This window comes from Micromonospora sp. NPDC005237 (genome assembly GCF_040607775.1).
GTDB lineage: Bacteria > Actinomycetota > Actinomycetes > Mycobacteriales > Micromonosporaceae > Micromonospora.
Genome location: NZ_JBEXHJ010000008.1, coordinates 194,355 through 214,868, shown reverse-complemented (window position 1 = coordinate 214,868; position 20,514 = coordinate 194,355). Strand labels below are relative to the sequence as shown.

The window sequence follows — 20,514 nt, the reverse complement described above, 5'->3', positions numbered from 1 at the left end:
GCGGCCGTGCCCCTTCGTCGTGTCCGCCCATCGTCCTTTGCTCTGCTTCAACCGGCGCAACACTTCGGGGCGCTTTGTGTCGCGTCCGTTGAAGCAGAGCAAAGGGGAACGAGAGGGAGCGGCCGGCCCTGCTCGCACGCCACCAGAGGGGGTTCGGCGGGGAGCCAGGAGCCGGGGTTGGCGGAATTTTCCTTCGGTTCAGTCGACAGGTCTTGAAACTTCTATTCACTGCCGGGTTGACTGTCGTCCATGCGTACCCGCAGACGATCCGCCCGTCGCACCGGTGTCCTGCTGCTGACGCCGCTGCTCGCCCTGGCCGTGTCGCCGCCGGCCACCGCCGCGCCGCCGGCACCGTCGGTGGCCACCCGGCCCGTGGCGTCGCCGCCCGCGCTCCCGGCCACCGCCGCCGAGGACGCACCGGCCGCGTCGTCCCACCCGGCCGACTCGGTCAGCCTCGCCGCCGACCCGACCGCCGCGACCGCCCCGACCGCCGCCGCTGGCGGACTGGAGCCGGCCGGCGGCCTGGAGACCACGAAGGCCACCCGTCCGGTCGCGCCGGGCGTGCAGCTCACCTCCTTCGACAGGTACGACGCCGATGGCTGGCTGCGCGCCGACGCGCTTACCACCGACCTGGCCGGCGGGTCCACGGTCGACTACGTCAACTCCGGCGCGGTCAGCCGGGCCGAGCCGCTGCGCAAGGCGGTGGACGACTCGCGAGCGGTCGCCGCGGTCAACGGCGACTTCTTCGACATCAACAACTCCGGGGCCGCGCAGGGCGTCGGCATCCGCGACGGCGAGCTGATCCAGTCGGCGGTCGGCGGTCACCGCAACGCCGTGGCGGTCACCGCCACCGGGATCGGTCGCGTGGTCGAGGTGAACTTCGACGGCAGCGCCGCCCTGCCCACCGGGCCGGTGGCGCTGACCCAGTTCAACAACATGGTGCAGGCCGACGGCATCGGCGCGTTCACCGAGCTGTGGGGGACGTACTCCCGCCAGCGTGCCGTGGAGGGCGCGGCCCGGGTGGTCGAGGTGACCGTGACCGGCGGCCGGGTGGCCGCGGTGGCCGGCGTGGCCGGCACCGGTCCGGTCGTCGCCGGCAGCACGGTGCTGCTCGGCCGCGACGCCGGCGCGGACGCGCTGGGCGGGCTGCACGTCGGTGACCCGGTCCCGGTGACCTGGCGGCCGAAGTCGTCCGACGGGAGCGCCCTGCACGCGGCGGTCGGAGGTGGCAACGTCCTGGTCCGCGACGGCGTCGTGCAGAGCATCGCCGATGCGACCCTCGCCCCGCGTACGGCGGTCGGGTTCAGCGCCGACGGCCAGAAAATGATCATGCTGACCGTGGACGGCCGGCAGGTCGACAGCCGCGGCGTGACGCAGACCGAGATGGGCCGGATGATGGCCGAGCTGGGCGCCCGGGACGCGCTCAACCTCGACGGTGGCGGATCGTCGACGCTGCTGGCCCGGGAGCCGGGCGCGTCGGCCGTGCAGGTGGAGAACGGCCCCTCCGACGGCAGCGAACGGGCGGTGCCCAACGGCCTGGCCATCTACGCGCCGAAGGGCAGCGGCCGGCTCACCGGCTACTGGGTCGAGACGTCCAGCGATCCCACCGCCGCCCCGGGCGTCTCGCCGGTGCGCGGTGGCCGGCCCGACCGGGTCTTCCCCGGGCTGACCCGCACCCTCACCGCGGCCGGCTACGACGAGACGTACGGCCCGGCCGCGGGTGCGCCCACCTGGCGGGCCACCCCGGCGGCCCGGGGCCGCATCGACCGTGACGGGGTCTTCCACGCCGGCACGCCGGGAGCCAGCACGGTCACCGCCGCACGGGGTCGGGCGACCGGCTCGCTGGGCCTCACCGTCCTGGGCCCGCTGACCCGGCTCGGCACCACGGTGCCACGGATCGGGCTGACCGGCCAGGACGGCAACGCCCTGGTCGGGGTGGTCGGCTACGACGCCGAGGGCAACACCGCGCCGATCGAGCCGGCGGACCTCACCCTCGACTACGACCACGACCTGCTGCGGATCGCCCCGAGCCGGGACGGCAACCTCACCGTCACCGCGCTGCGCGACACCGGCTCCGCCCTGGTGACCGTCCGCGTCGGACGGACGAGCACCGTCCTGCCGGTCACGGTCGGGCTGACCGACGTGCCGGTCGCCGGCTTCGACGACGCGGCGTCCTGGCGGTTCAGCCAGGCCCGCGCCAGCGGCTCGGTCGCGCCGGCGCCAGGTCACACCGGCACCGGCCTGAAGATGTCGTACGACTTCAGCCAGTCCACCGGCACCCGGGCCGCGTACGCCGACCCGCCGGCCTGGATCGAGGTGCCCGGCCAGCCGCAGGCCTTCGGCATGTGGATCCACGGCAACGGCACCGGGGAGTGGCCGAGCCTGCACCTGCACGACGCGCAGGACACCCAGCACGTGCTGCGCGGCCCGCTGATCACCTGGACCGGCTGGCGGTACGTGGAGTTCGCGGTGCCGGCCGGGGTGCAGTACCCGGTACGGGTGCGCCGCTTCTACGTGGCCGAGACCAACGCCGCCGCGCAGTACACCAGCGAAGTGATCATCGATGACCTGGTGGCGAAGGTGCCGCCGACGGTCGACGTGCCGGCGGCGGCCCCGCGCACCGACCGGGTGGTGGTCCGCGACGGCACGGTGGACGGCGCGCCCTGGCGGTTCGCGGTGCTCTCCGACGCCCAGTTCGTCGCCGCCGACCCGGACAGCGACCTGGTCGCCCAGGCCCGGCGGACGCTGCGCGAGGTGAAGGCCGCCCGGCCGGACTTCCTGCTGATCAACGGTGACTTCGTGGACACGGCCTATCCGGCCGACTTCGCGCTGGCCCGGCGCATCCTCGACGAGGAGCTGGGCGACGCGCTGCCCTGGTACTACGTCCCCGGCAACCACGAGATCATGGGTGCCCCGATCAGCAACTTCGAGGCCGCGTTCGGCGCCACCTCGCGGGTGTTCGACCACGCCGGCACCCGGTTCGTCACGCTGAACTCGTCCACCGGGACGCTGCGTGGTGGCGGCTTCGACCAGGTGCGGATGCTGCGCGAGACGCTGGACGCGGCGGCCACCGACCCGCGCGTCGGCTCGGTCGTCGTCCTGCACCACCACCCGGCGCGTGACCCGAGCCCGGCGCAGGCCAGCCAGCTCGGCGACCGCAAGGAGGCGGCGCTGCTGGAGCAGTGGCTGGCCGACTTCCAGCACCGCACCGGCAAGGGCGCGCTGTTCGTGGGCGGGCACGTCGGCACCTTTCACGCCGACCGGGTCGACGGGGTGCCCTACGTGATCAACGGCAACTCGAGCAAGACGCCTTCGACCCCCGCCGACCAGGGCGGCTTCACCGGCTGGACGGAGTTCGGTGTGGACCCGGTCACCCCGGCCGAGGCCGACCGGGCCCGTCGCGACCCGCTCGCCGAGGGGCCCCGCTGGGTGGACGCGGAGTTCCACGCGCACACCGACCGGCTGACGCTCGCCGCACCGGCCCGCGTCGCGGTCGGCGCCCCGGCGGCGGTCACCGCCACGCTCACCCAGCCCGGCGGCCGTACGGTCCCGGTGGCCGCTCCCGTCAGCGCCGACTGGACCGCCTCGCCGAACCTGCACATCGGCTCGGCGGCCGGTGTGCGCCCGTGGCACACCGCCCGCTTCGACCCCGCCACCGGCACGTTGACCGCGTTGCGCCCCGGCGCACCCGTACGCCTCAGCGTCACCGTCAACACCATCCGCGCCGAAGCCACCATCTCGCTCATCCGGTGAGCGCCTAGCAGGGCCCTTCCCCGCCGAAGGGCCCTGCTCGCGCTCAGAAGTCGCCGTCGGCCACCTGGAAGACGGTGAGGCCGAGGGCTCGCCACATCTGCACCACCTGGACGCGGTCGTCGAAGACGCCGGCCACCCGGTAACGGTCCCGGATCTCCCGGTCGTAGATCTCCCGCTTGACGATCGAGTCCTTCCGGGAGTCGCCGACGGCCCGCAGGTGCAGGCCCAGGTAGGGGACCCGGACGTGCCGGGCCAGCCACGCCTCGGTGGCCGCGCGGGCGGAGGCGTCCCTCCCGGAGCAGAAGACCACCCCGTACCCGGCCGCGTGCATCGCCCGGACCGCCGCGATCACCGCCGTGTTCGGCTCGTCCTCGCCCACCCGGGTCATGTCGTACGGGCTGCGGGACACGGCCAGCGCGACGGTGCCGTCGATGTCCACCAGGACGATCTCGGGTGGCTCGGTCGACGGCGGGTGCACGACGGCGGGGCGCCCGGTGCGGGCCTGCGGCACCGGCAACGGCAGGGTCCGCCCCTCGAGGTACCGCTCGTGCAGCCGACGGATGGCCTCGGCCCCGACCTGTTCGGCAGCCGGGCGGGCGGCGTCCCGGCGCAGGCATTCGGCAAGCGGCACGTCGGTGAAGTCGTGCACCTCGAAATCCGCGCCGTGGCGGGCGGCCAGCTCGGCCCAGTCGCGCAGCGTCCGCGAGCGCAGGTTGGTGTCGTCCACGCAGACGTCCGCCCGGGCCCGCAGCAGCGCCTCGACCTGGGCCCGCTGTACGACGGTCACCTGGGCCTCGGCCCACTGGGTGAAGAGCCGCTCGCCGTGCAGCATCCGGCGCAGGTCGTCCCGGTTGACCCGGACGACGGACGGCTGAAGCGTGCGGGCGAACGTCGTCTTGCCCGAGGCGGGCAGTCCCCGGGTGGCGATCAGGCGGGTCATCGGCGGCGCACCTTCGGCTCGGCGTGCGTACCCCCGGCGGGGTACCCGGCGGTGGTCCGCCGGGTGGGCGAATGCCCTGTCGGGCGGTGGGAATGCGGACGGGGAGGCACGTGTTGACGATGCCGGACGAGGTGTGCGGCCCGCTTACCGGGTCGGCTCCGGCCCATGGCACACTGGTCAATCGGCCACCGGTTCCGGTTCACGCCCGAGCCCGTCGCGTACGGCGCGACGAGCGATGACGGCGACCCGGCGACCACCAACGAGAGGACCGAGGCGAGATGAAGGCAAACATCCACCCGGAGTACGTGACCACCGAGGTCAGCTGCTCCTGTGGCAACACGTTCACGACCCGCAGCACCGCCAAGGGCGGGGCGATCCACGTCGAGACCTGCAGCGCCTGCCACCCGTTCTACACCGGTAAGCAGCGCGTTCTCGACACCGCCGGCCGGGTCGCGAAGTTCCAGCAGAAGTACGCCAAGGTTCAGGCCAAGAAGGCCAAGTAACTCCCCGTTCGGCGCCCGCGTCCGGTTTTCCACCGGACGCGGGCGCCGTCCGCGTTTCGCCTGTTTCCACGCGCCGTCGGCTCTCGGGCCGGCCCGGTGTCGCACCGTCGAAGGAGCATCCGCAGCATGAGCAGCGAGCGTCTGGCCGGCCTCCTCGACGAGTACGCGGAGCTGGAGAAGCGGCTGGCCGACCCGGCCATCCACGCCGACCAGGCCACCGCGCGCCGGGTGGGCCGCCGGTACGCCGAGCTGGTGCCACTGCACAAGGCCGCCGGTGAGCTGGAGCAGGCGCGCGCCGACCTGGCCGCGGCCCGCGAGCTGGCCGCCGAGGATCCCTCGTTCGCGGCCGAGACCGAGGCGATCGCGGCGTCCCTGCCGGTGCTGGAGGAGCGCCTCGCCGAGCTGCTCATCCCGCGTGACCCGCACGACGCCAAGGACGTGATCGTCGAGATCAAGGCCGGTGAGGGCGGCGAGGAGTCGGCGCTGTTCGCCGGCGACCTGCTGCGGATGTACACCCGGTACGCCGAGCGGCACGGCTGGATCACCGAGGTGATCGACGCGCAGGACTCGGATCTCGGCGGCGTCAAGGACGTGTCGCTGTCGATCAAGACCAAGGGCGTGCCCGAGGGTGGGAACGGCGTCTGGTCGCGGCTCAAGTGGGAGGGCGGCGTGCACCGGGTGCAGCGCGTCCCGGTCACCGAGTCGCAGGGCCGGATCCACACCAGCGCGGCCGGGGTGCTGGTGCTCCCCGAGGCCGAGGACGTCGACGTCACCATCGACGCCAACGAGCTGCGCATCGACGTGTTCCGGTCGTCCGGGCCGGGCGGCCAGTCGGTGAACACCACCGACTCGGCGGTACGGATCACCCACCTGCCGACCGGCATCGTCGTCTCCTGCCAGAACGAGAAGTCCCAGTTGCAGAACCGGGAGCAGGCGATGCGGATCCTGCGGGCCCGGCTGCTCGCCGCCGCCCAGGAGCAGGCCGACGCCGCCGCCTCGGACGCCCGCAAGGCGCAGGTACGCACCGTGGACCGCTCGGAGCGGATCCGCACGTACAACTTTCCGCAGAACCGGATCACCGACCACCGGATCGGCTATACCGCGTACAACCTGGATCTGGCGCTCGCCGGCGACCTGGACGGGGTGCTGGACGCCCTGGCCGAGGCCGACCGCGCCGCCCGGCTGGCCGGCGACACCGAACTGACGCGCCGCTGACCGTACCGCCGGCCTGCGCGGCCGCGACCCCGGTCGATCATGGAGCTGTGGTGGGGAGATTGTCGCGTCGTGGGCCTTTTGTGGGGGACCACAAGTCCTTGATCGACCCCGTAAGGGGGGTCAGCTCGCGCGGGGGCGTGACTTCGCGCGCAGCATCTCCCGGTCGGCCTGCTCGAATGCGACGCTGAGCGCGTCGCGCAGCCCGCCGCCGGAGACCTCCGCGAAGCCGATGCTCACCCCGACCGGGGTGCCCGGCACCAGGGACTCCCAGTCCTCGTTGCGCACCGCCGCCTCGATCCGGCGGGCCACCTCGGCGGCCTCGGTCATGCCGGTCTCCGGGAGCACCACCACGAACTCGTCCCCGCCGTAGCGGGCCACGAAGTCACCCCGGCGCATCACCCGGTTGATCACCCCGGCGATGCGTTGCAGCACCAGGTCGCCGGAGTGGTGCCCGTGGCGGGTGTTGACCGCCTTGAAGCCGTCCAGGTCGCAGACGCCGATGACCACCCGCTCGCCCCGGGTGACGACAGCGGTGATGTACCGCTCCAGCCTGCGCCGGTTGGGCAGCCCGGTGAGCGGGTCGGTCAGCGCCTCGCCCTCGTACCGGGCCGCCTCCCGCCGCATCTCCTCGTGGTCGATCCGGGCGGCGATGCCGTCGATGTAGACGTCGCGCAGCCGGTCGTTGCGTTGCGCGGCGAGCCGGAACGCCAGCCGGTCCGCCCGGTGCGCCGCCGGGTGGTCGCCAGCGCGGGCCAGCGCGATGCTGCGCAGCCGGGCCGGCTCGGCCGCGCCGAGCGTCTCGGTGGACACCCGGATGGTGTCCAGCCGGGCGACCGCCTCGATGGGCCGACCATCCGCGACGGCCAGGCAGACCATGCCGAGCTGTCGCATGTCCCGCGCCCGGGCGCTGTCCCCGCCGTGGCTGAGCAGGTGGGACGGCTGGGTCTCGCCGGTCGGCTCCAGCGGGTCGCCGAGCGCTGCCTGACGTGCCGCCGAGTATCCGTACGCGGCGAGGCTGCTCGGGCGCAGTCGGCCGGCCCGCCCGCTGCGGACGAACCGGGCCAGATCGGCCGCGACGTCCCGCAGCACCCGCAGGCAGCCGTCGCTGTCCCCGTTGTGGTCCAGTGCCACCGCGTTGCGCAGCCGGATGCCCGGTGCGGCGAACGTCTCCTCCGGGATGCCGGCGGTCAACCCGAGCTGCCGCGCGCGTTCGATCGCGCCCAGGGCGTAGCCGTGGAAGCTGAGGTAGCTGTAGGCCATCGCGAGGTCGTGCCAGCCCCACGCGGTGTCCCGGTCCGGGTCCTCCACGGCGCCGAGCGCCCGGGCGGCCTTGACGAGGTGGGTGACGCAGCGGTCCAGCGCGCCCTGATGGTGCGCGGCGAGCGCGGCCAGCGCGTTGAGGTGCCCGTGCAGGTAGGGCTCGGCGAGATCCCGAACGGCCGCCGACGCCTCCTCGATGGCCCGGGTGAACTCCGCCGTCCGACCGAGATTGATCAGCGCGGAGAGGCGCTGCACCAGGGCGTCCGCACGGGCGGCCGGGTCGCTGGTGGTGCGGATCACCCGCTCCAGCAACGCGTACGACTCCGCCGAGCGACTTGCTTCTTGCAAAGCCCGCGCCTGCGTGAGGGTGTCAACCTGGTCATCGACCCGGTCGAGCCAGCCCACCCACAACCTCCTGCCGTGTGCGTCTTGCCGCACCCGTTCGTCGCGTCGTCCGTGACGCCTCATGATTGTCGCGTGACCACTCTGCCGCAACACCCCCCCGAAGGGACAGGACGTACCCGTCCGTCCGCCGCGGTCGCCCGCGCGGCGCGGGCGCTCGCCGCCGCCGGGGTGGGCCCGGCGCGCGTGGAGGCCGAGCTGCTGGCGGCGTACGTGCTGGGGGTGCCCCGGGGTCGGCTGGCGCTCGCCGACGACCTGGACGACGCCCAGCTGGCCCGGCTCGACGAGCTGGTCGGCCGCCGCGCCGGTCGGGAGCCGTTGCAGCACCTGACCGGGCGGGCCGGATTCCGGCATCTGGAGCTGGCGGTCGGTCCGGGCGTCTTCGTGCCCCGCCCGGAGACGGAGCTGCTGGCGGGCTGGGGTGTCGAGCAGGGCCGGGGCAGACCCGAGCCGCTGATCGTGGATCTGTGCAGCGGCACCGGCGCGATCGCCCTGGCGGTGGCGCAGGAGCTGCCCGGGGCGCGGGTGATCGCGGTCGAGCGGTCCGCGGCGGCGTTGGCGTGGCTGCGCCGCAACGCGGCCGAGCGGGCCGCCGCGGGTGACCGGCCGATCGAGGTGGTCGAGGCCGACGTGACGGCGCCGGACCTGCTGGCGCACCTGGTGGGTCGGGTGGACGTGCTGCTCTGCAACCCGCCGTACGTGCCGGTGGAGGTGGTGGTGCCGCCGGAGGTGGCCGCGCACGATCCGGCGGAGGCGGTCTTCGGCGGCATGGACGGTCTGGCGGTGATCCGACCGGTGATCACCCGGGCGGCGGCGCTGCTTCGCCCCGGCGGCGTCATCGGGGTCGAGCACGACGACACGCACGACGTGGCGGTCCCGGCGTTGTTCGCCTCCGACGGCCGGTTCGCGGCCGTCACGGAGCATCTGGACCTCGCCGGCCGCCCTCGCTACGCCACCGCGTCCCGACGGGCGGACGGCCAGCACACCGCGCCCGGGCCGGCGTGGCAGACTGACTCCTCGTGATGCTCTACGACTGTCGATCGCCCGCCGATCGGGACCGCGGCATCGCTGCGGCCATCGAGGCGGTCAAGAACGGCGAGCTGGTCGTCCTCCCGACGGACACCGTCTACGGGATCGGCGCGGACGCGTTCACGCCCTACGCGGTCAAGGCGCTGCTGGACGCGAAGGGCCGGGGCCGGCAGATGCCGCCGCCGGTGTTGATCGGTTCGCGCCACACCCTGGACGGGTTGGTCTTCTCGCTGCCCACGGCAGCACGGGACCTGGTGGAGGCGTTCTGGCCGGGTGCGCTGACCATCGTGGTCGAGCACTCGCCGAGCCTCCAGTGGGACCTGGGCGACAAGACGGGCACGGTGGCGGTGCGGATGCCGTTGCACCCGGTGGCCCTGGAGGTGCTGCGGGAGACCGGCCCGATGGCGGTCTCCTCGGCCAACAAGACCGGCCAGCCGGCGGCGGTGACCGCCGAGGAGGCACGTGACCAGCTCAGCTACTCGGTGCGCGCGTACCTGGAGGCCGGGCCCTGCCCGGATCCGGTGCCGAGCACGATCGTGGACCTGACCGGCGAGGTGCCGCAGTTGCTGCGGGCCGGCGCGATCCCGCTGGAGAAGCTGCGCGACGTCGTCCCGGATCTTCTCGACGTCCAGGGGGCCTGAGTGCCCCCGTTCACCGTCCTGCACGTCTGCATGGGCAACATCTGTCGTTCGCCGATGGCCGAGCGACTGCTCGCCCTCGCGGTGCGGGAGCGGTTGGCCCGGCGTGCGCAGGACCCGGCCGCCGCCGAGGAGCTGGTGCACAGCCACAGCGCCGGCACCGGCGGCTGGCACGCGGGCGAGGAGATGAACCCGCCGGCGGCGCGACAGGTCATCGACCGTGGCGGCGCCGTCGAGGGGTTCGCGGCGCGCAAGCTGCGCTCGGACCACATCGACGCCGCCGACCTGGTCCTGACGGCCACGGCCGACCAGCAGGAGTACGTGGGCGCGCTCCGTCCGGACGCGGCGGCCCGCACCTTCGTGCTGGGTGAGTTCGGCCGGCTGCTCGCCGCGGTGGACGCCGCCGCGTTGCCGGCGGCCGAAGCCACCCCGGAGGCGGTGTACGCCCGGGGCGTGGCCCTGGTGGCGGCGGCGCACGACAACCGGCTGGGCGCCTCGGCGCTGCCCACCGACGATCTCGACGATCCCTGGGGTCGCGGCGACCAGTGCTTCACCCGCGTCGCGGACGAGATCGAGGAGACGGTCCACCCGCTGGCCGCCGCGCTGCTGCCCTGAGCGACCTGCGAGTTTCCTCCGGATTTGGGGAAAAGCAGGGGCGAAAGGGGCGTTCCGGGTCATTCTGAACGGGTCCTAGCGTGACCGGCTCCTGCGGGGAGAGCTGATGATCCGGGCCCGACTCGACAAACTGCTGACCGTGGTGATCGCCGGCGTGCTGGCCGGACTGGTGCTGGCCGGAGCCGCCCTACCCGCGGCCCTGGTCTTCGGAATTGGCTTCAGCGCCCTGTCCACGCCCTACTCGGAGCTGCCCAGCACGCTGCGCACGCCGCCCACCGCCCAGCGCTCCAACCTCTACGCCAACGACGGCACCACCCTGATCACGTCCTTCTACCAGGAGGACCGGGTGGACGTTCCGCTGCGTGAGGTCGCCCCGGTGATGCGGCAGGCCATCGTGGCCGCCGAGGACGTCCGGTTCTACCAGCACAGCGGGGTGGACCTGCGCGGTGTGGTGCGCGCCTTCACGGTGAACAAGCGTGACGGCAGGACCCGGCAGGGCGCCTCCACCCTGACCATGCAGTACGTCCGCAACGTGCTCAGCAGCGACCCCCGGCTGACCGAGCGACAGCGCCAGGCGGCCACCGAGGTCACCACCGCCCGCAAGCTCCAGGAGATGCGGTACGCGCTGGCGCTGGAGCGGGAGCTGAGCAAGGAGGACATCCTCACCCGCTATCTCAACATCGCCTACTTCGGGGCCGGGGCGTACGGGATCGGGGCGGCCAGCAAGCGCTACTTCTCCCGCTCGCCGGCCGAGTTGACCCTGGCCCAGGCCGCGCTGCTGGCCGGGCTGGTCCGCTCGCCGGACAGCGACGACCCGATCAACGGGGACGCCGACAGCGCCCTGGGCCGACGGACGTACGTGCTCGAGCGGCTGGTCGAGACCGGTCAGGTGTCGGCCGACGCGGCGGCGGCGGCGCAGGCCGAGCCGTTGCAACTGCGACCCAGCGAGACGCCGAACGACTGCACGGGGGTGCCCGACGGGCACAACGACTGGGGCTTCTTCTGCGACTGGTTCACCCGCTGGTGGAGCAGCCAGTCGGCGTTCGGGTCGAGTGCCGACGAGCGGAAGCGCACGTTGCGCCGGGGCGGCTTCTCCATCGTCTCGTCACTGGACCCGGCGGTGCAGCGGGCCACCACCGAGCAGGTGCTGAAGGTCTACCGCTCGACCGAGGCGCGGGCGATGCCCACCGCCGTGGTGCAGCCCGGCACCGGCCGGGTGCTGGCGATGTCGGTGAACCGCACCTACAGCGTCGCGGCCAACCCGGCCGGGCAGAAGAACCGTCCGAACACGGTCAACCAGCTCGTCGCCGGCGGCGGGGCCATCGAGGGCTACCAGGGCGGCTCGACGTTCAAGCTCTTCGCCATGCTGGCCGCGCTGGAGTCCGGCCTGCCGCTGTCGACCGAGTTCACGGCGCCGACCCAACTGCTCACCCGGTTCCCGGTGACGGGGGCGGGAAGCTGCGACGGCCGCTGGTGCCCGTCGAACGCCAGTCCCTCGTCGATGAACGGCCCCCGCACCATGTGGACCGCGTTCGGCCGGTCGGTGAACACGTACTTCGCGTGGCTGACCGAGCGGGTCGGCGCCGACCGGGTGGTGGAGATGGCCGAGCGGCTGGGCATCGTGCTGCGGGCCGACTCCGACGAGCGGCTGGCCCGCTACGGCGCGAAGGACTGGGGCCCGTTCACCCTGGGCGTGGCCGCGACGACCCCGCTGGACCTGGCGACGGCGTACGCCACGGTGGCGGCCGAGGGGACCTGGTGCGCGCCGCTGCCGGTGGTCTCGATCAGCGACTCGGCCGGCCGGCCGGTGGACGCCGCCAAGCCGGACTGTCGACAGGTGCTCGACACCGACGTGGCGCGGGCGGCGGCGGACGCGGCCCGCTGCCCCGTGGGCGACCAGTCGATGTACGGGCGGTGCGACGGCGCCACCGCGCCCGACCTGCGTTCCCAGCTGGGCCGCCCGGTGGCCGGCAAGACCGGCAGCTCCGAGCGGTACGAGACGGAGACGGTGGTGGCCTTCACCCCGCAGTTGGCGGTCGCCTCGATGGCGGCCAACCCCGACGACCCGCGGGACGCGGTCGGTCAGGCGGTGCAGGCCCGGATGGCGACCGCGGTGGGGGAGGTGCTCGGCGCCGCCCTCCGCGACCAGCCGGTACGCGACTTCGTCCCGCCCAGCGAGCGCGCCGCGTTCCAGGTCACCGGGGCCCGCACCGGCAACTGACCCGTCCGAGGCGGGGTGGTCAGGAGGCCTGTTCGGCGTTGCGGGCGATGTTGCGGGCCATGCCGCCGAAGACCACCGCGTGGAACGGGGCCACCGACCCCCAGTAGGCGTGTCCGGCCAGCCCGCGGGGCAGGAAGACCGCGCGCTGCTGGTAGCGGCTGCGTCCGTTGTCGACCGGCAGCGCCCGCATCTCCAGCCAGGCGCGGCCGGGCAGTCGCATCTCCGCGCGCAGCCGCAGCAGCTCGCCCGGGACGATCTCCTCCACCCGCCAGAAGTCCAGCGCCTCGCCGACCTGGAGGCGGTGCGGGTCACGCCGGCCCCGCCGCAGCCCCACCCCGCCGACCAGCCGGTCCAGCCAGCCGCGTACCGACCAGGCGAGGGGGAACGAGTACCAGCCGTGCTCGCCGCCGACGCCCTCGATGACCCGCCAGAGCGCCGCCGGTGACGCGTCCACCGTGCGCTCCCGGACGTCGGTGTACGCGGTGCCACCGGACCAGTCCGGGTCGGTGGGCAGCGGCTCGGCCGGCGCGTCCGGACCGCTCGCGGTGGACCAGCGGGTCTCCACCTGGGCGTCGCGCACCTTGGCCAGCGCCAACGCCACCGCGTCGTCGAAGCCGGTGAGGCCGTCCGGTGGGTCGGGCACGTACCGGGCGATGTCGTGTTCGTGTGCCACGGCCTCGTGGATCAGGCTCTCCACCAGTGGGCGGGCGATCGTGTTCGGCACCGGGGTGATCAGCCCGACCCAGTGCGAGGACAGCGACGGGGTGAGCGGGCGGACCGGCACGATGATCCGCCGGCGCAGGCCGGCCACCCGGGCGTAGCGCTGCATCATGTCGCGGAAGGTGAGCACGTCCGGCCCGCCGATGTCGAAGCCGCGACTGACCTCGGGCGGCAGCGTGGTGCAGCCGGCCAGGTAGCGCAGCACGTCGCGGACCGCGATCGGCTGGATCCGGTTGCGGACCCACCGGGGGGTGACCATGGCGGGCAGCCGCTCGGTCAGGTAGCGCAGCATCTCGAACGACGCCGACCCGGACCCGATGATCACCGCGGCGCGGAGCACCGCCGTGGGCACCCCGCTGGCCAGCAGGATCCGACCCACCTCGGCCCGGGACCGCAGGTGCGGGGAGGGGACCTCGGCGTCGGCCGCCGGCTCCGGGCCGCCCAGATACACGATCCGGCGTACGCCGGCCGCGCGGGCGGCAGTCGCGAAGTTGGTCGCCGCCTCCCGGTCGGCGGCCTCGAAGTCCGCTCGGCCCAGCGAGTGCACCAGGAAGTACGCGACGTCGACGTCGGCGAACGCGGCGGGCAGCGTCTCCGGGCGGCTCAGGTCGCCCTCGACGATCTCGGCCGCCGCGGCCCAGGGCACGTCGCGCAGCCGCACCGCCTTGCGGGCGAGGCAGCGCACGGTGTGCCCGTCGGCGAGCAGCAGCGGTGTCAGCCGCCCGCCGATGTATCCGGTGGCTCCGGTGACGAGGCATCTCACGGCTTCCAGTCTGCGGCCCCCTAGACTCGTTCGCTGTGGAGACCGAGACGAGCACCTTCTGGGGGCCGGATTTCGCGCAGCTCAGGGCCACTGATCCGGAGATCGCCGGGGTGGTCCTCGGCGAGCTGGACCGGTTGCGCGGTGGCCTGCAGCTCATCGCCAGCGAGAACCTGACCTCGCCGGCGGTGCTGGCCGCGCTCGGCTCGACGCTGACCAACAAGTACGCCGAGGGCTACCCGGGCCGGCGCTACTACGGCGGCTGCGCCGAGGTGGACCGGGCCGAGGAGATCGGCATCGCCCGCGCCAAGGAGCTGTTCGGGGCCGAGCACGCCAACCTCCAGCCGCACTCGGGGGCGAGCGCCAACCTGGCCGCTTACGCCGCGCTGGTGCAGCCGGGGGACACGGTGCTGGCGATGGACCTGCCGCACGGCGGGCACCTCACCCACGGCAGCCGGGTGAACTTCTCCGGCAAGTGGTTCCACCCGGTCGGTTACCCGGTTCGCCCGGACACCGAGCTGATCGACTACGACGAGGTACGCGACCTGGCCCGGGCGCACCGGCCCAAGCTGATCATCTGTGGCGCGACCGCGTACTCCCGGCTGATCGACTTCGCCCGGTTCCGGGAGATCGCCGACGAGGTCGGCGCGTACCTGATGGTGGACGCCGCGCACTTCATCGGCCTGGTCGCCGGCCGGGCCATTCCGTCCCCGGTGCCGTACGCCGACGTCGTCTGCGCGACCACCCACAAGGTGCTCCGGGGCCCGCGCGGCGGCATGATCCTCTGCCGCGAGTCGCTGGCCCAGCGGATCGACAAGGCGGTCTTCCCGTTCACCCAGGGCGGCCCGCTCATGCACGCGGTGGCGGCCAAGGCGGTCGCGCTGCGCGAGGCCGCCCAGCCCGAGTTCCAGACGTACGCCCGCCAGGTGGTCAGCAACGCCCAGGCCCTCGCGGCCGGGCTGGCCGACGAGGGGATGCGCCCGGTGTCCGGCGGCACCGACACCCACCTGGCCCTGATCGACCTGCGGGAGCTGGGGGTGACCGGCGCGGAGGCCGAGGCCCGGTGCGACGCCGCCGCGATCACGCTCAACAAGAACGCCATCCCGTACGACCCGCAGCCGCCGCTGGTGGCCTCCGGCATCCGGGTGGGCACGCCGAGCGTCACCACCCAGGGGATGCGCGAGGGTGAGCTGCGGCAGGTGGCCGCCCTGATCGCCCGCGCGGTGCGCACGGACCCGGGCGCACCGGGTGGCGCCGACGCGCTGACCCGGCTCGGCGCCGAGGTGGCCGAGCTGGCCGCGGCCTTCCCGGCGTACCCCCGTGGCTGAGCCCGGGGTGCTCGAGCCCGCCGCCGACCGGCGGTGGCGGTTGCGGCACCTGCCGGTGCTGCTGGGCGCGTCGCTGGCGCTGGCCGTGGTCGCGGCTGTCGTCGGTGCGGTGACCGGCGGCGCGACGGCGGCGTTCGGCGCGGCGGTCGGGGTGGGCGTCACGGTGCTCAGCTACACGCTGACCACGGTGGTGCTGGCCCGGGCCGACCAGGTCAACCCGCAGCTGCTGCTGCCGCTCGGCGTGGGTCTGTACGTGCTGAAGTTCACCCTGTTGGGTGTCGTGCTGGTGGCGGTGGCCGCAACCGGCTGGCCCGGGTTGATTCCTCTTTGCCTCGGCATCGTCGCCGGGGTGGCAGTGTGGACAGCGGTGCACCTCTGGTGGCTGACCAGGGTGTACGCCCGCCGGCCACGGGACTGACCCGGCGATCGGCCGGCCCGCCGTCCCAACCAGCGGACGCGCCGCAATGTGTCGGCCTCCGGTCATTTTCCGACGGGCGGAAGGGGAGTAGCGTGCCCACAGACGACGGCGCCCACGAGATGCCCACACAACGATGGTTGTGCGGGGGGTGAGGCACAGCCTCGTCTTCCCGGCTGATATCGTTCGCCCCGTCATGGCTGATGACCAAACCCCCCGCCCCGCCGGTGAACCGGACGACTATCCGTCCGGCGCCGGTCAGGGTTGGACCGCGCTCAGCTACCTCGTCGGAGGCATGCTCGTGTGGGGTTTCATCGGCTGGCTGGTCGACCAGTGGCTCGACACCGGTGGCGTCGCCACCGGGATCGGCTTCGTGCTCGGCATGGCCGGGGGAGTCATCCTGGTCATCCGCCGACTCGGCACGCCTACTTAGGAAGGGACGCGGTGTTCGGACAGGCGAACGTCCTGGCAGCGGGCCAGGCGGAATTCCCACCCAGTGTGGAGGACTTCTACCTGCCCAGCATCCTGCCCTGGGGTGCACACGACTCGTACTGGGTCACCAAGTTCACCTTGATGATCTGGATCGCGGTCGGTGTGCTGATCATCTTCTTCCTGGCTACCTACCGGAACCCGAAGCTGGTCCCGACCAAGAAGCAGTGGTTCGCCGAGTCGATCTACGGCTTCGTGCGCAACAACATCTCGGTCGACATGATCGGTCACCAGGGTGTGCGGTTCGCTCCGTACTTCACCACGCTGTTCTGCTTCGTGCTGGTGACGAACGCGTTCGCGATCATCCCGTTGTTCCAGATCTCACCGAACTCGCACATCGCCTTCCCGGCGATCCTCGCGGTGATCAGCTACGTGCTGTTCAACTACATCGGCATCCGGCACCACGGGTTCGGCAAATACTTCAAGCACGCCCTGATCCCGCCGGCACCCTGGTACATCCTGCCGCTGCTGATTCCGATCGAGGCGTTCTCGACCTTCATCATCCGGCCGTTCTCGCTGGCCGTCCGTCTCTTCGCGAACATGTTCGCCGGCCACATGCTCCTGCTGGTCTTCACGCTCGGCGGCTTCGCGATGCTCAACGCCAACGCCTGGCTGGCACCGGTCTCGGTGGTCTCCTGGGTGATGACCGTGGCGCTGACCCTGCTCGAGGCACTGGTCATCGTCCTGCAGGCCTACGTCTTCACGGTGCTGAGCGCCAGCTACATCCAGGGCGCGCTCGCCGAAGCGCACTGATCCACGCACCAACCGTTGTCGTCCCGCGTGAGAGTCACGCGTGATAACCAGGAGGAACCACTAATGGACGTTCTCGCCGCGGTAAATGGCAGCACCGCCGCCATCGGCTACGGTCTCGCGGCCATCGGCCCGGGCATCGGCGTCGGCCTGGTCTTCGCCGCCTACATCCAGTCGACCGCCCGGCAGCCGGAGTCGTCCCGGATGACCCTGCCGTACGTCTGGATCGGCTTCGCCGTCATCGAGGCGCTCGCGCTGTTCGGCATCGCCTTCGGCTTCATCTGGGCCAAGTAGTACCCGCCCCTCGACCGGGAGGTCACCATGTTCAACCTTGCCGCTGAGGGTGGTGAGTCCAGCCACAACCCGATCATTCCGATCGGGCAGGAGATCGTGGTCGGCACGATCGCCTTCGCCGTGCTCTGCTTCGTGCTGATGAAGTTCGTCTTCCCGCGGATGGAGCAGACGTTCCAGGCTCGGGTCGACGCGATCGAGGGCGGCATCAAGCGCGCCGAGGCCGCCCAGGCCGAGGCGAACCAGCTGCTCGAGCAGTACCGGGCCCAGCTCGCTGAGGCCCGCACCGACGCCGCGAAGATCCGTGACGACGCGCGGGCCGACGCCGAGGGGATCCGGCAGGACATCCTCGCCAAGGCGCGGGAAGAGTCCGATCGGGTCATCCAGGCGGGCAAGGACGCACTCGCCGCCGAGCGGGCCACCATCGTGCGCGAGCTGCGCGCGGAGGTCGGCACCATCGCGGTGGACCTGGCCAGCAAGATCGTCGGTGAGTCGCTGGCCGACGAGGCGCGACGTAAGGGCACCGTCGACCGGTTCCTGAGCGGCCTCGAGAGCACGGGGGCCCGCTGATGCAGGCCGCCAGCCGGGAGTCGTACAAGGTCGCGGCCGAGCGCCTCGACGCGTACGTCCGCGGCGCGGAGCCGTCGGCGGTGGCCTCCACCGCCGACGCCATCCTCTCCGTGGCGACCCTGCTGCGGCGTGAGCCGCGGCTGCGCCGCGCGCTGTCCGAGCCGGCTCGTTCCGGCACGGACCGCGGCGCTCTGCTCGGCGACATGCTGGGTGGGCGGATCGGCGCGGACGCGCTCGACCTGCTCGTGGTGCTGGTGTCCGGCCGCTGGTCGGCACCGTCGGAGCTGCTCGACGGCGCCGAGCGCCTGGGGGTGGAGGCGCTGCTGGCCAGCGCCGACTCCGCCGGCGAGCTGGGCGAGGTCGAGGACGAGCTGTTCCGCTTCGGTCAGGTCGTGACGGGTCAGTCGGCGCTGAGCAACGCGTTGGCCGACCCGGCCGCCCCGGTCGAGCGGCGGGCCACCCTGGCCCGTGAGCTGCTCGCCGACAAGGCCCACCCGGTCACCGTCCGCCTCGTCGAGGTGGCGCTGAGCGGGTTCGGCGGACGCTCCTTCATCGGGGCGCTCACCCGGCTGGTGGAGCTCGCCGCCGAGCGGCGGGACCGGCAGGTGGCCTACGTGACCGTCGCCGCCCCCTTGAGTGACTCCGACGAGCGCCGACTGGGTGCGAGCCTCGCCGCGATATACGGTCGAGAGGTCTCCGTCAAGCAGACGGTGGACCCCCACGTCCTGGGTGGCGTGAGCGTGCGGGTCGGCTCCGACCTGTACGACGGCACGATCCTGCGCCGCCTCAACGAGACCCGCAACGCGCTCGCGAAGCGCTGATCGGCTTCGCCGCCCAGCGGCTGAGCGGCTCCGCCGCCCAGCGTTGGGGTGGCTTCGCCGCTCAGCGCCCGGATTGACAGACGCCATTCGGACCGGTTGGTACTAGGTATCCCGGGCCCCTGAATTTTAAGGAAGCAGAGGATGGCCGAGCTGACCATCTCGACGGAGGAGATCCGCGGCGCCCTGGAGCGCTACGTCTCTTCCTACTCGTCCGACGTCTCCCGCGAGGAGGTCGGCACCGTCGCCGACACCGGTGACGGTATCGCCCACGTCGAGGGCCTGCCCTCGACCATGACCAACGAGCTCCTGGAGTTCGAGGACGGCACGCTCGGCGTGGCGTTGAACCTCGACGTCCGGGAAATCGGTGTCGTCGTTCTCGGTGACTCCGCCAAGTTGGAGGAGGGGCAGCGCGTCAAGCGCACCGAGCGGGTTCTCTCCGTTCCGGTCGGCGACGCCTTCCTCGGCCGTGTGGTCGACGCGCTCGGCCAGCCCATCGACGGGCTCGGTGACATCGCCAACGAGGGCTTCCGCGAGCTGGAGCTGCAGGCTCCGAACGTGATGGCCCGCCAGTCGGTGTTCGAGCCGCTGCAGACCGGCATCAAGGCCATCGACGCGATGACCCCGATCGGTCGGGGTCAGCGTCAGCTGATCATCGGTGACCGCAAGACCGGCAAGACCACGGTCGCCCTGGACGCCATCCTCAACCAGCGGGACAACTGGCGCACCGGCGACCCGAAGAAGCAGGTCCGCTGCATCTACGTCGCCATCGGCCAGAAGGCCTCCACGATCGCCTCGATCAAGGGGCAGCTGGAGGAGGCGGGCGCGATGGAGTACACGACCATCGTCGCCTCGCCGGCCTCCGACCCGGCCGGCTTCAAGTACCTGGCCCCGTACACCGGCTCGTCCATCGGGCAGCACTGGATGTACGGCGGCAAGCACGTCCTGATCGTCTTCGACGACCTGAGCAAGCAGGCCGAGGCGTACCGGGCCGTGTCGCTGCTGCTGCGTCGCCCGCCGGGCCGTGAGGCGTACCCGGGTGACGTCTTCTACCTGCACTCCCGCCTGCTGGAGCGCTGCGCGAAGCTCTCCGACGAGCTGGGTGGCGGCTCGATGACCGGCCTGCCGATCATCGAGACGAAGGCCAACGACATCTCGGCCTTCATCCCGACCAACGTCATCTCGATCACCGACGGCCAGATCTTCCTGGAGACCGACCTGTTCAACCAGGGCGTCCGTCCGGCGATCAACGTCGGCACCTCGGTCTCCCGGGTCGGTGGCGCCGCGCAGGTGAAGCCGATGCGCAAGGTCGCCGGTTCGCTGCGGCTCAACCTGGCCCAGTACCGCGAGCTGGAGGCGTTCGCCGCCTTCGCCTCCGACCTGGACCGGGCCTCCCGGGCCCAGCTCGACCGTGGTGTCCGGCTGGTCGAGCTGCTCAAGCAGCCGAACTACTCGCCGTACCCGGTGCAGGACGAGGTCGTCTCGGTCTGGGCCGGCGTCGAGGGCAAGCTGGACGACATCCCGGTGGGTGAGATCCGGCGCTTCGAGGCCGAGTTCCTCCAGTACCTGCGGCACAAGCACGAGGGCGTGCTGGCCGGTATCGCCGACAACCAGTGGGGCGACGACATCGTCAGCTCGCTGGACGCGGCGATCACCGAGTTCAAGCAGGTCTTCCTCGGCAAGGAGGACGAGCGCAAGGTCAACGACGCGCCGGCCGCGCCGCTGGAGGGTGACGAGAACCGCGAGACGGTCACCCGCTTCCGCGACGGCACGACCGACCGCCCGGCCGAGAGCTGA

18 protein-coding genes are annotated in these 20,514 nt (G+C 72.5%); 15 read left to right on the top strand and 3 right to left on the bottom strand.

The annotated features are described in order from the left end of the window. Positions 1-249: 249 nt before the first annotated feature. Positions 250-3,753 carry a phosphodiester glycosidase family protein gene (locus ABZT87_RS22895; protein ID WP_355137960.1) on the top strand — a complete coding sequence of 1,168 codons (3,504 nt, stop codon included), beginning with the start codon at positions 250-252 and terminating at the stop codon, positions 3,751-3,753. Between the two features lie 43 nt (positions 3,754-3,796). On the opposite strand, the gene ABZT87_RS22890 is transcribed toward ABZT87_RS22895, so the two are convergent. Next, on the bottom strand, positions 3,797-4,693 hold the full coding sequence (locus ABZT87_RS22890; protein WP_355063562.1) for an AAA family ATPase: 897 nt from the start codon (positions 4,691-4,693) through the stop codon (positions 3,797-3,799). Between the two features lie 278 nt (positions 4,694-4,971). On the opposite strand from ABZT87_RS22890, the gene rpmE reads away from it, so the two are divergent. Both rpmE and prfA read left to right on the top strand, forming a co-directional pair. After that, the gene (rpmE, locus tag ABZT87_RS22885; protein WP_007464546.1) at positions 4,972-5,196 is read left to right on the top strand and encodes a 50S ribosomal protein L31; all 225 of its coding nucleotides are present in this window, start codon (positions 4,972-4,974) and stop codon (positions 5,194-5,196) included. Between the two features lie 126 nt (positions 5,197-5,322). Next, the gene (gene prfA, locus ABZT87_RS22880) at positions 5,323-6,411 is read left to right on the top strand and encodes a peptide chain release factor 1 (RefSeq protein ID WP_354861485.1); all 1,089 of its coding nucleotides are present in this window, start codon (positions 5,323-5,325) and stop codon (positions 6,409-6,411) included. Positions 6,412-6,531: 120 nt separating this feature from the next. On the opposite strand, the gene ABZT87_RS22875 is transcribed toward prfA, so the two are convergent. Further along, complete coding sequence (locus ABZT87_RS22875; RefSeq protein WP_355137958.1) at positions 6,532-8,076, bottom strand: GGDEF domain-containing protein; 1,545 nt, start codon at positions 8,074-8,076, stop codon at positions 6,532-6,534. Between the two features lie 72 nt (positions 8,077-8,148). Here ABZT87_RS22875 and prmC point away from each other — a divergent pair, with 72 nt between their 5' ends. From prmC to ABZT87_RS22855, 4 genes are all read left to right on the top strand, one after another. Beyond that, positions 8,149-9,096: a peptide chain release factor N(5)-glutamine methyltransferase gene (prmC, locus tag ABZT87_RS22870; RefSeq protein WP_355137956.1), complete on the top strand. Its 948-nt coding sequence runs from the start codon at positions 8,149-8,151 to the stop codon at positions 9,094-9,096. Beyond that, entirely contained in the window at positions 9,096-9,743 is a 648-nt protein-coding gene (locus ABZT87_RS22865; RefSeq protein WP_234588740.1) for an L-threonylcarbamoyladenylate synthase, read from the top strand. The genes prmC and ABZT87_RS22865 overlap by 1 nt, the downstream gene beginning before the upstream one ends. Next, positions 9,744-10,355, top strand: coding sequence for a phosphotyrosine protein phosphatase (locus ABZT87_RS22860; protein WP_355137954.1), 612 nt, complete (start codon positions 9,744-9,746; stop codon positions 10,353-10,355). Positions 10,356-10,461: 106 nt separating this feature from the next. Next, complete coding sequence (locus tag ABZT87_RS22855) at positions 10,462-12,576, top strand: transglycosylase domain-containing protein (protein ID WP_355137952.1); 2,115 nt, start codon at positions 10,462-10,464, stop codon at positions 12,574-12,576. 19 nt (positions 12,577-12,595) lie between these two features. On the opposite strand, the gene ABZT87_RS22850 is transcribed toward ABZT87_RS22855, so the two are convergent. Further along, positions 12,596-14,059 (bottom strand): SDR family oxidoreductase, encoded by a 1,464-nt coding sequence (locus ABZT87_RS22850; RefSeq protein ID WP_354861493.1) that lies wholly within the window; start codon positions 14,057-14,059, stop codon positions 12,596-12,598. 35 nt (positions 14,060-14,094) lie between these two features. Between ABZT87_RS22850 and glyA the strand changes: the two genes are divergently transcribed. From glyA to atpA, 8 genes are all read left to right on the top strand, one after another. Next, positions 14,095-15,384, top strand: coding sequence for a serine hydroxymethyltransferase (glyA, locus tag ABZT87_RS22845; protein WP_355137950.1), 1,290 nt, complete (start codon positions 14,095-14,097; stop codon positions 15,382-15,384). Then, positions 15,377-15,802 carry a hypothetical protein gene (locus tag ABZT87_RS22840; protein ID WP_354861496.1) on the top strand — a complete coding sequence of 142 codons (426 nt, stop codon included), beginning with the start codon at positions 15,377-15,379 and terminating at the stop codon, positions 15,800-15,802. The genes glyA and ABZT87_RS22840 overlap by 8 nt, the downstream gene beginning before the upstream one ends. A 193-nt stretch (positions 15,803-15,995) precedes the next feature. Beyond that, on the top strand, positions 15,996-16,232 hold the full coding sequence (locus ABZT87_RS22835) for an AtpZ/AtpI family protein (protein ID WP_266245732.1): 237 nt from the start codon (positions 15,996-15,998) through the stop codon (positions 16,230-16,232). Between the two features lie 11 nt (positions 16,233-16,243). Next, positions 16,244-17,041: a F0F1 ATP synthase subunit A gene (gene atpB / locus ABZT87_RS22830; protein WP_355137948.1), complete on the top strand. Its 798-nt coding sequence runs from the start codon at positions 16,244-16,246 to the stop codon at positions 17,039-17,041. A gap of 63 nt (positions 17,042-17,104) precedes the next feature. Then, a complete protein-coding gene (locus ABZT87_RS22825) occupies positions 17,105-17,332 on the top strand; it encodes an ATP synthase F0 subunit C (protein WP_007464523.1) in 228 nt (75 codons plus the stop codon). 27 nt (positions 17,333-17,359) lie between these two features. Continuing rightward, complete coding sequence (locus ABZT87_RS22820; RefSeq protein WP_354861498.1) at positions 17,360-17,899, top strand: F0F1 ATP synthase subunit B; 540 nt, start codon at positions 17,360-17,362, stop codon at positions 17,897-17,899. Then, positions 17,899-18,720, top strand: a complete 822-nt coding sequence (locus tag ABZT87_RS22815; RefSeq protein ID WP_355137946.1) for a F0F1 ATP synthase subunit delta — start codon at positions 17,899-17,901, stop codon at positions 18,718-18,720. Before ABZT87_RS22820 ends, ABZT87_RS22815 begins: the two co-directional genes overlap by 1 nt. 141 nt (positions 18,721-18,861) lie before the next feature. After that, on the top strand, positions 18,862-20,514 hold the full coding sequence (atpA, locus tag ABZT87_RS22810; RefSeq protein WP_354862470.1) for a F0F1 ATP synthase subunit alpha: 1,653 nt from the start codon (positions 18,862-18,864) through the stop codon (positions 20,512-20,514).

Coding starts and splice junctions, on each gene's coding strand:
- ABZT87_RS22855 (WP_355137952.1), top strand. CDS start 10,462: ATGATCCGGGCCCGACTCGACAAACTGCTGACCGTGGTGATCGCCGGC.
- ABZT87_RS22890 (WP_355063562.1), bottom strand. CDS start 4,693: ATGACCCGCCTGATCGCCACCCGGGGACTGCCCGCCTCGGGCAAGACG.
- ABZT87_RS22815 (WP_355137946.1), top strand. CDS start 17,899: ATGCAGGCCGCCAGCCGGGAGTCGTACAAGGTCGCGGCCGAGCGCCTC.
- ABZT87_RS22895 (WP_355137960.1), top strand. CDS start 250: ATGCGTACCCGCAGACGATCCGCCCGTCGCACCGGTGTCCTGCTGCTG.
- ABZT87_RS22825 (WP_007464523.1), top strand. CDS start 17,105: ATGGACGTTCTCGCCGCGGTAAATGGCAGCACCGCCGCCATCGGCTAC.
- rpmE (WP_007464546.1), top strand. CDS start 4,972: ATGAAGGCAAACATCCACCCGGAGTACGTGACCACCGAGGTCAGCTGC.
- ABZT87_RS22865 (WP_234588740.1), top strand. CDS start 9,096: ATGCTCTACGACTGTCGATCGCCCGCCGATCGGGACCGCGGCATCGCT.
- prfA (WP_354861485.1), top strand. CDS start 5,323: ATGAGCAGCGAGCGTCTGGCCGGCCTCCTCGACGAGTACGCGGAGCTG.
- ABZT87_RS22835 (WP_266245732.1), top strand. CDS start 15,996: ATGGCTGATGACCAAACCCCCCGCCCCGCCGGTGAACCGGACGACTAT.
- atpA (WP_354862470.1), top strand. CDS start 18,862: ATGGCCGAGCTGACCATCTCGACGGAGGAGATCCGCGGCGCCCTGGAG.
- ABZT87_RS22820 (WP_354861498.1), top strand. CDS start 17,360: ATGTTCAACCTTGCCGCTGAGGGTGGTGAGTCCAGCCACAACCCGATC.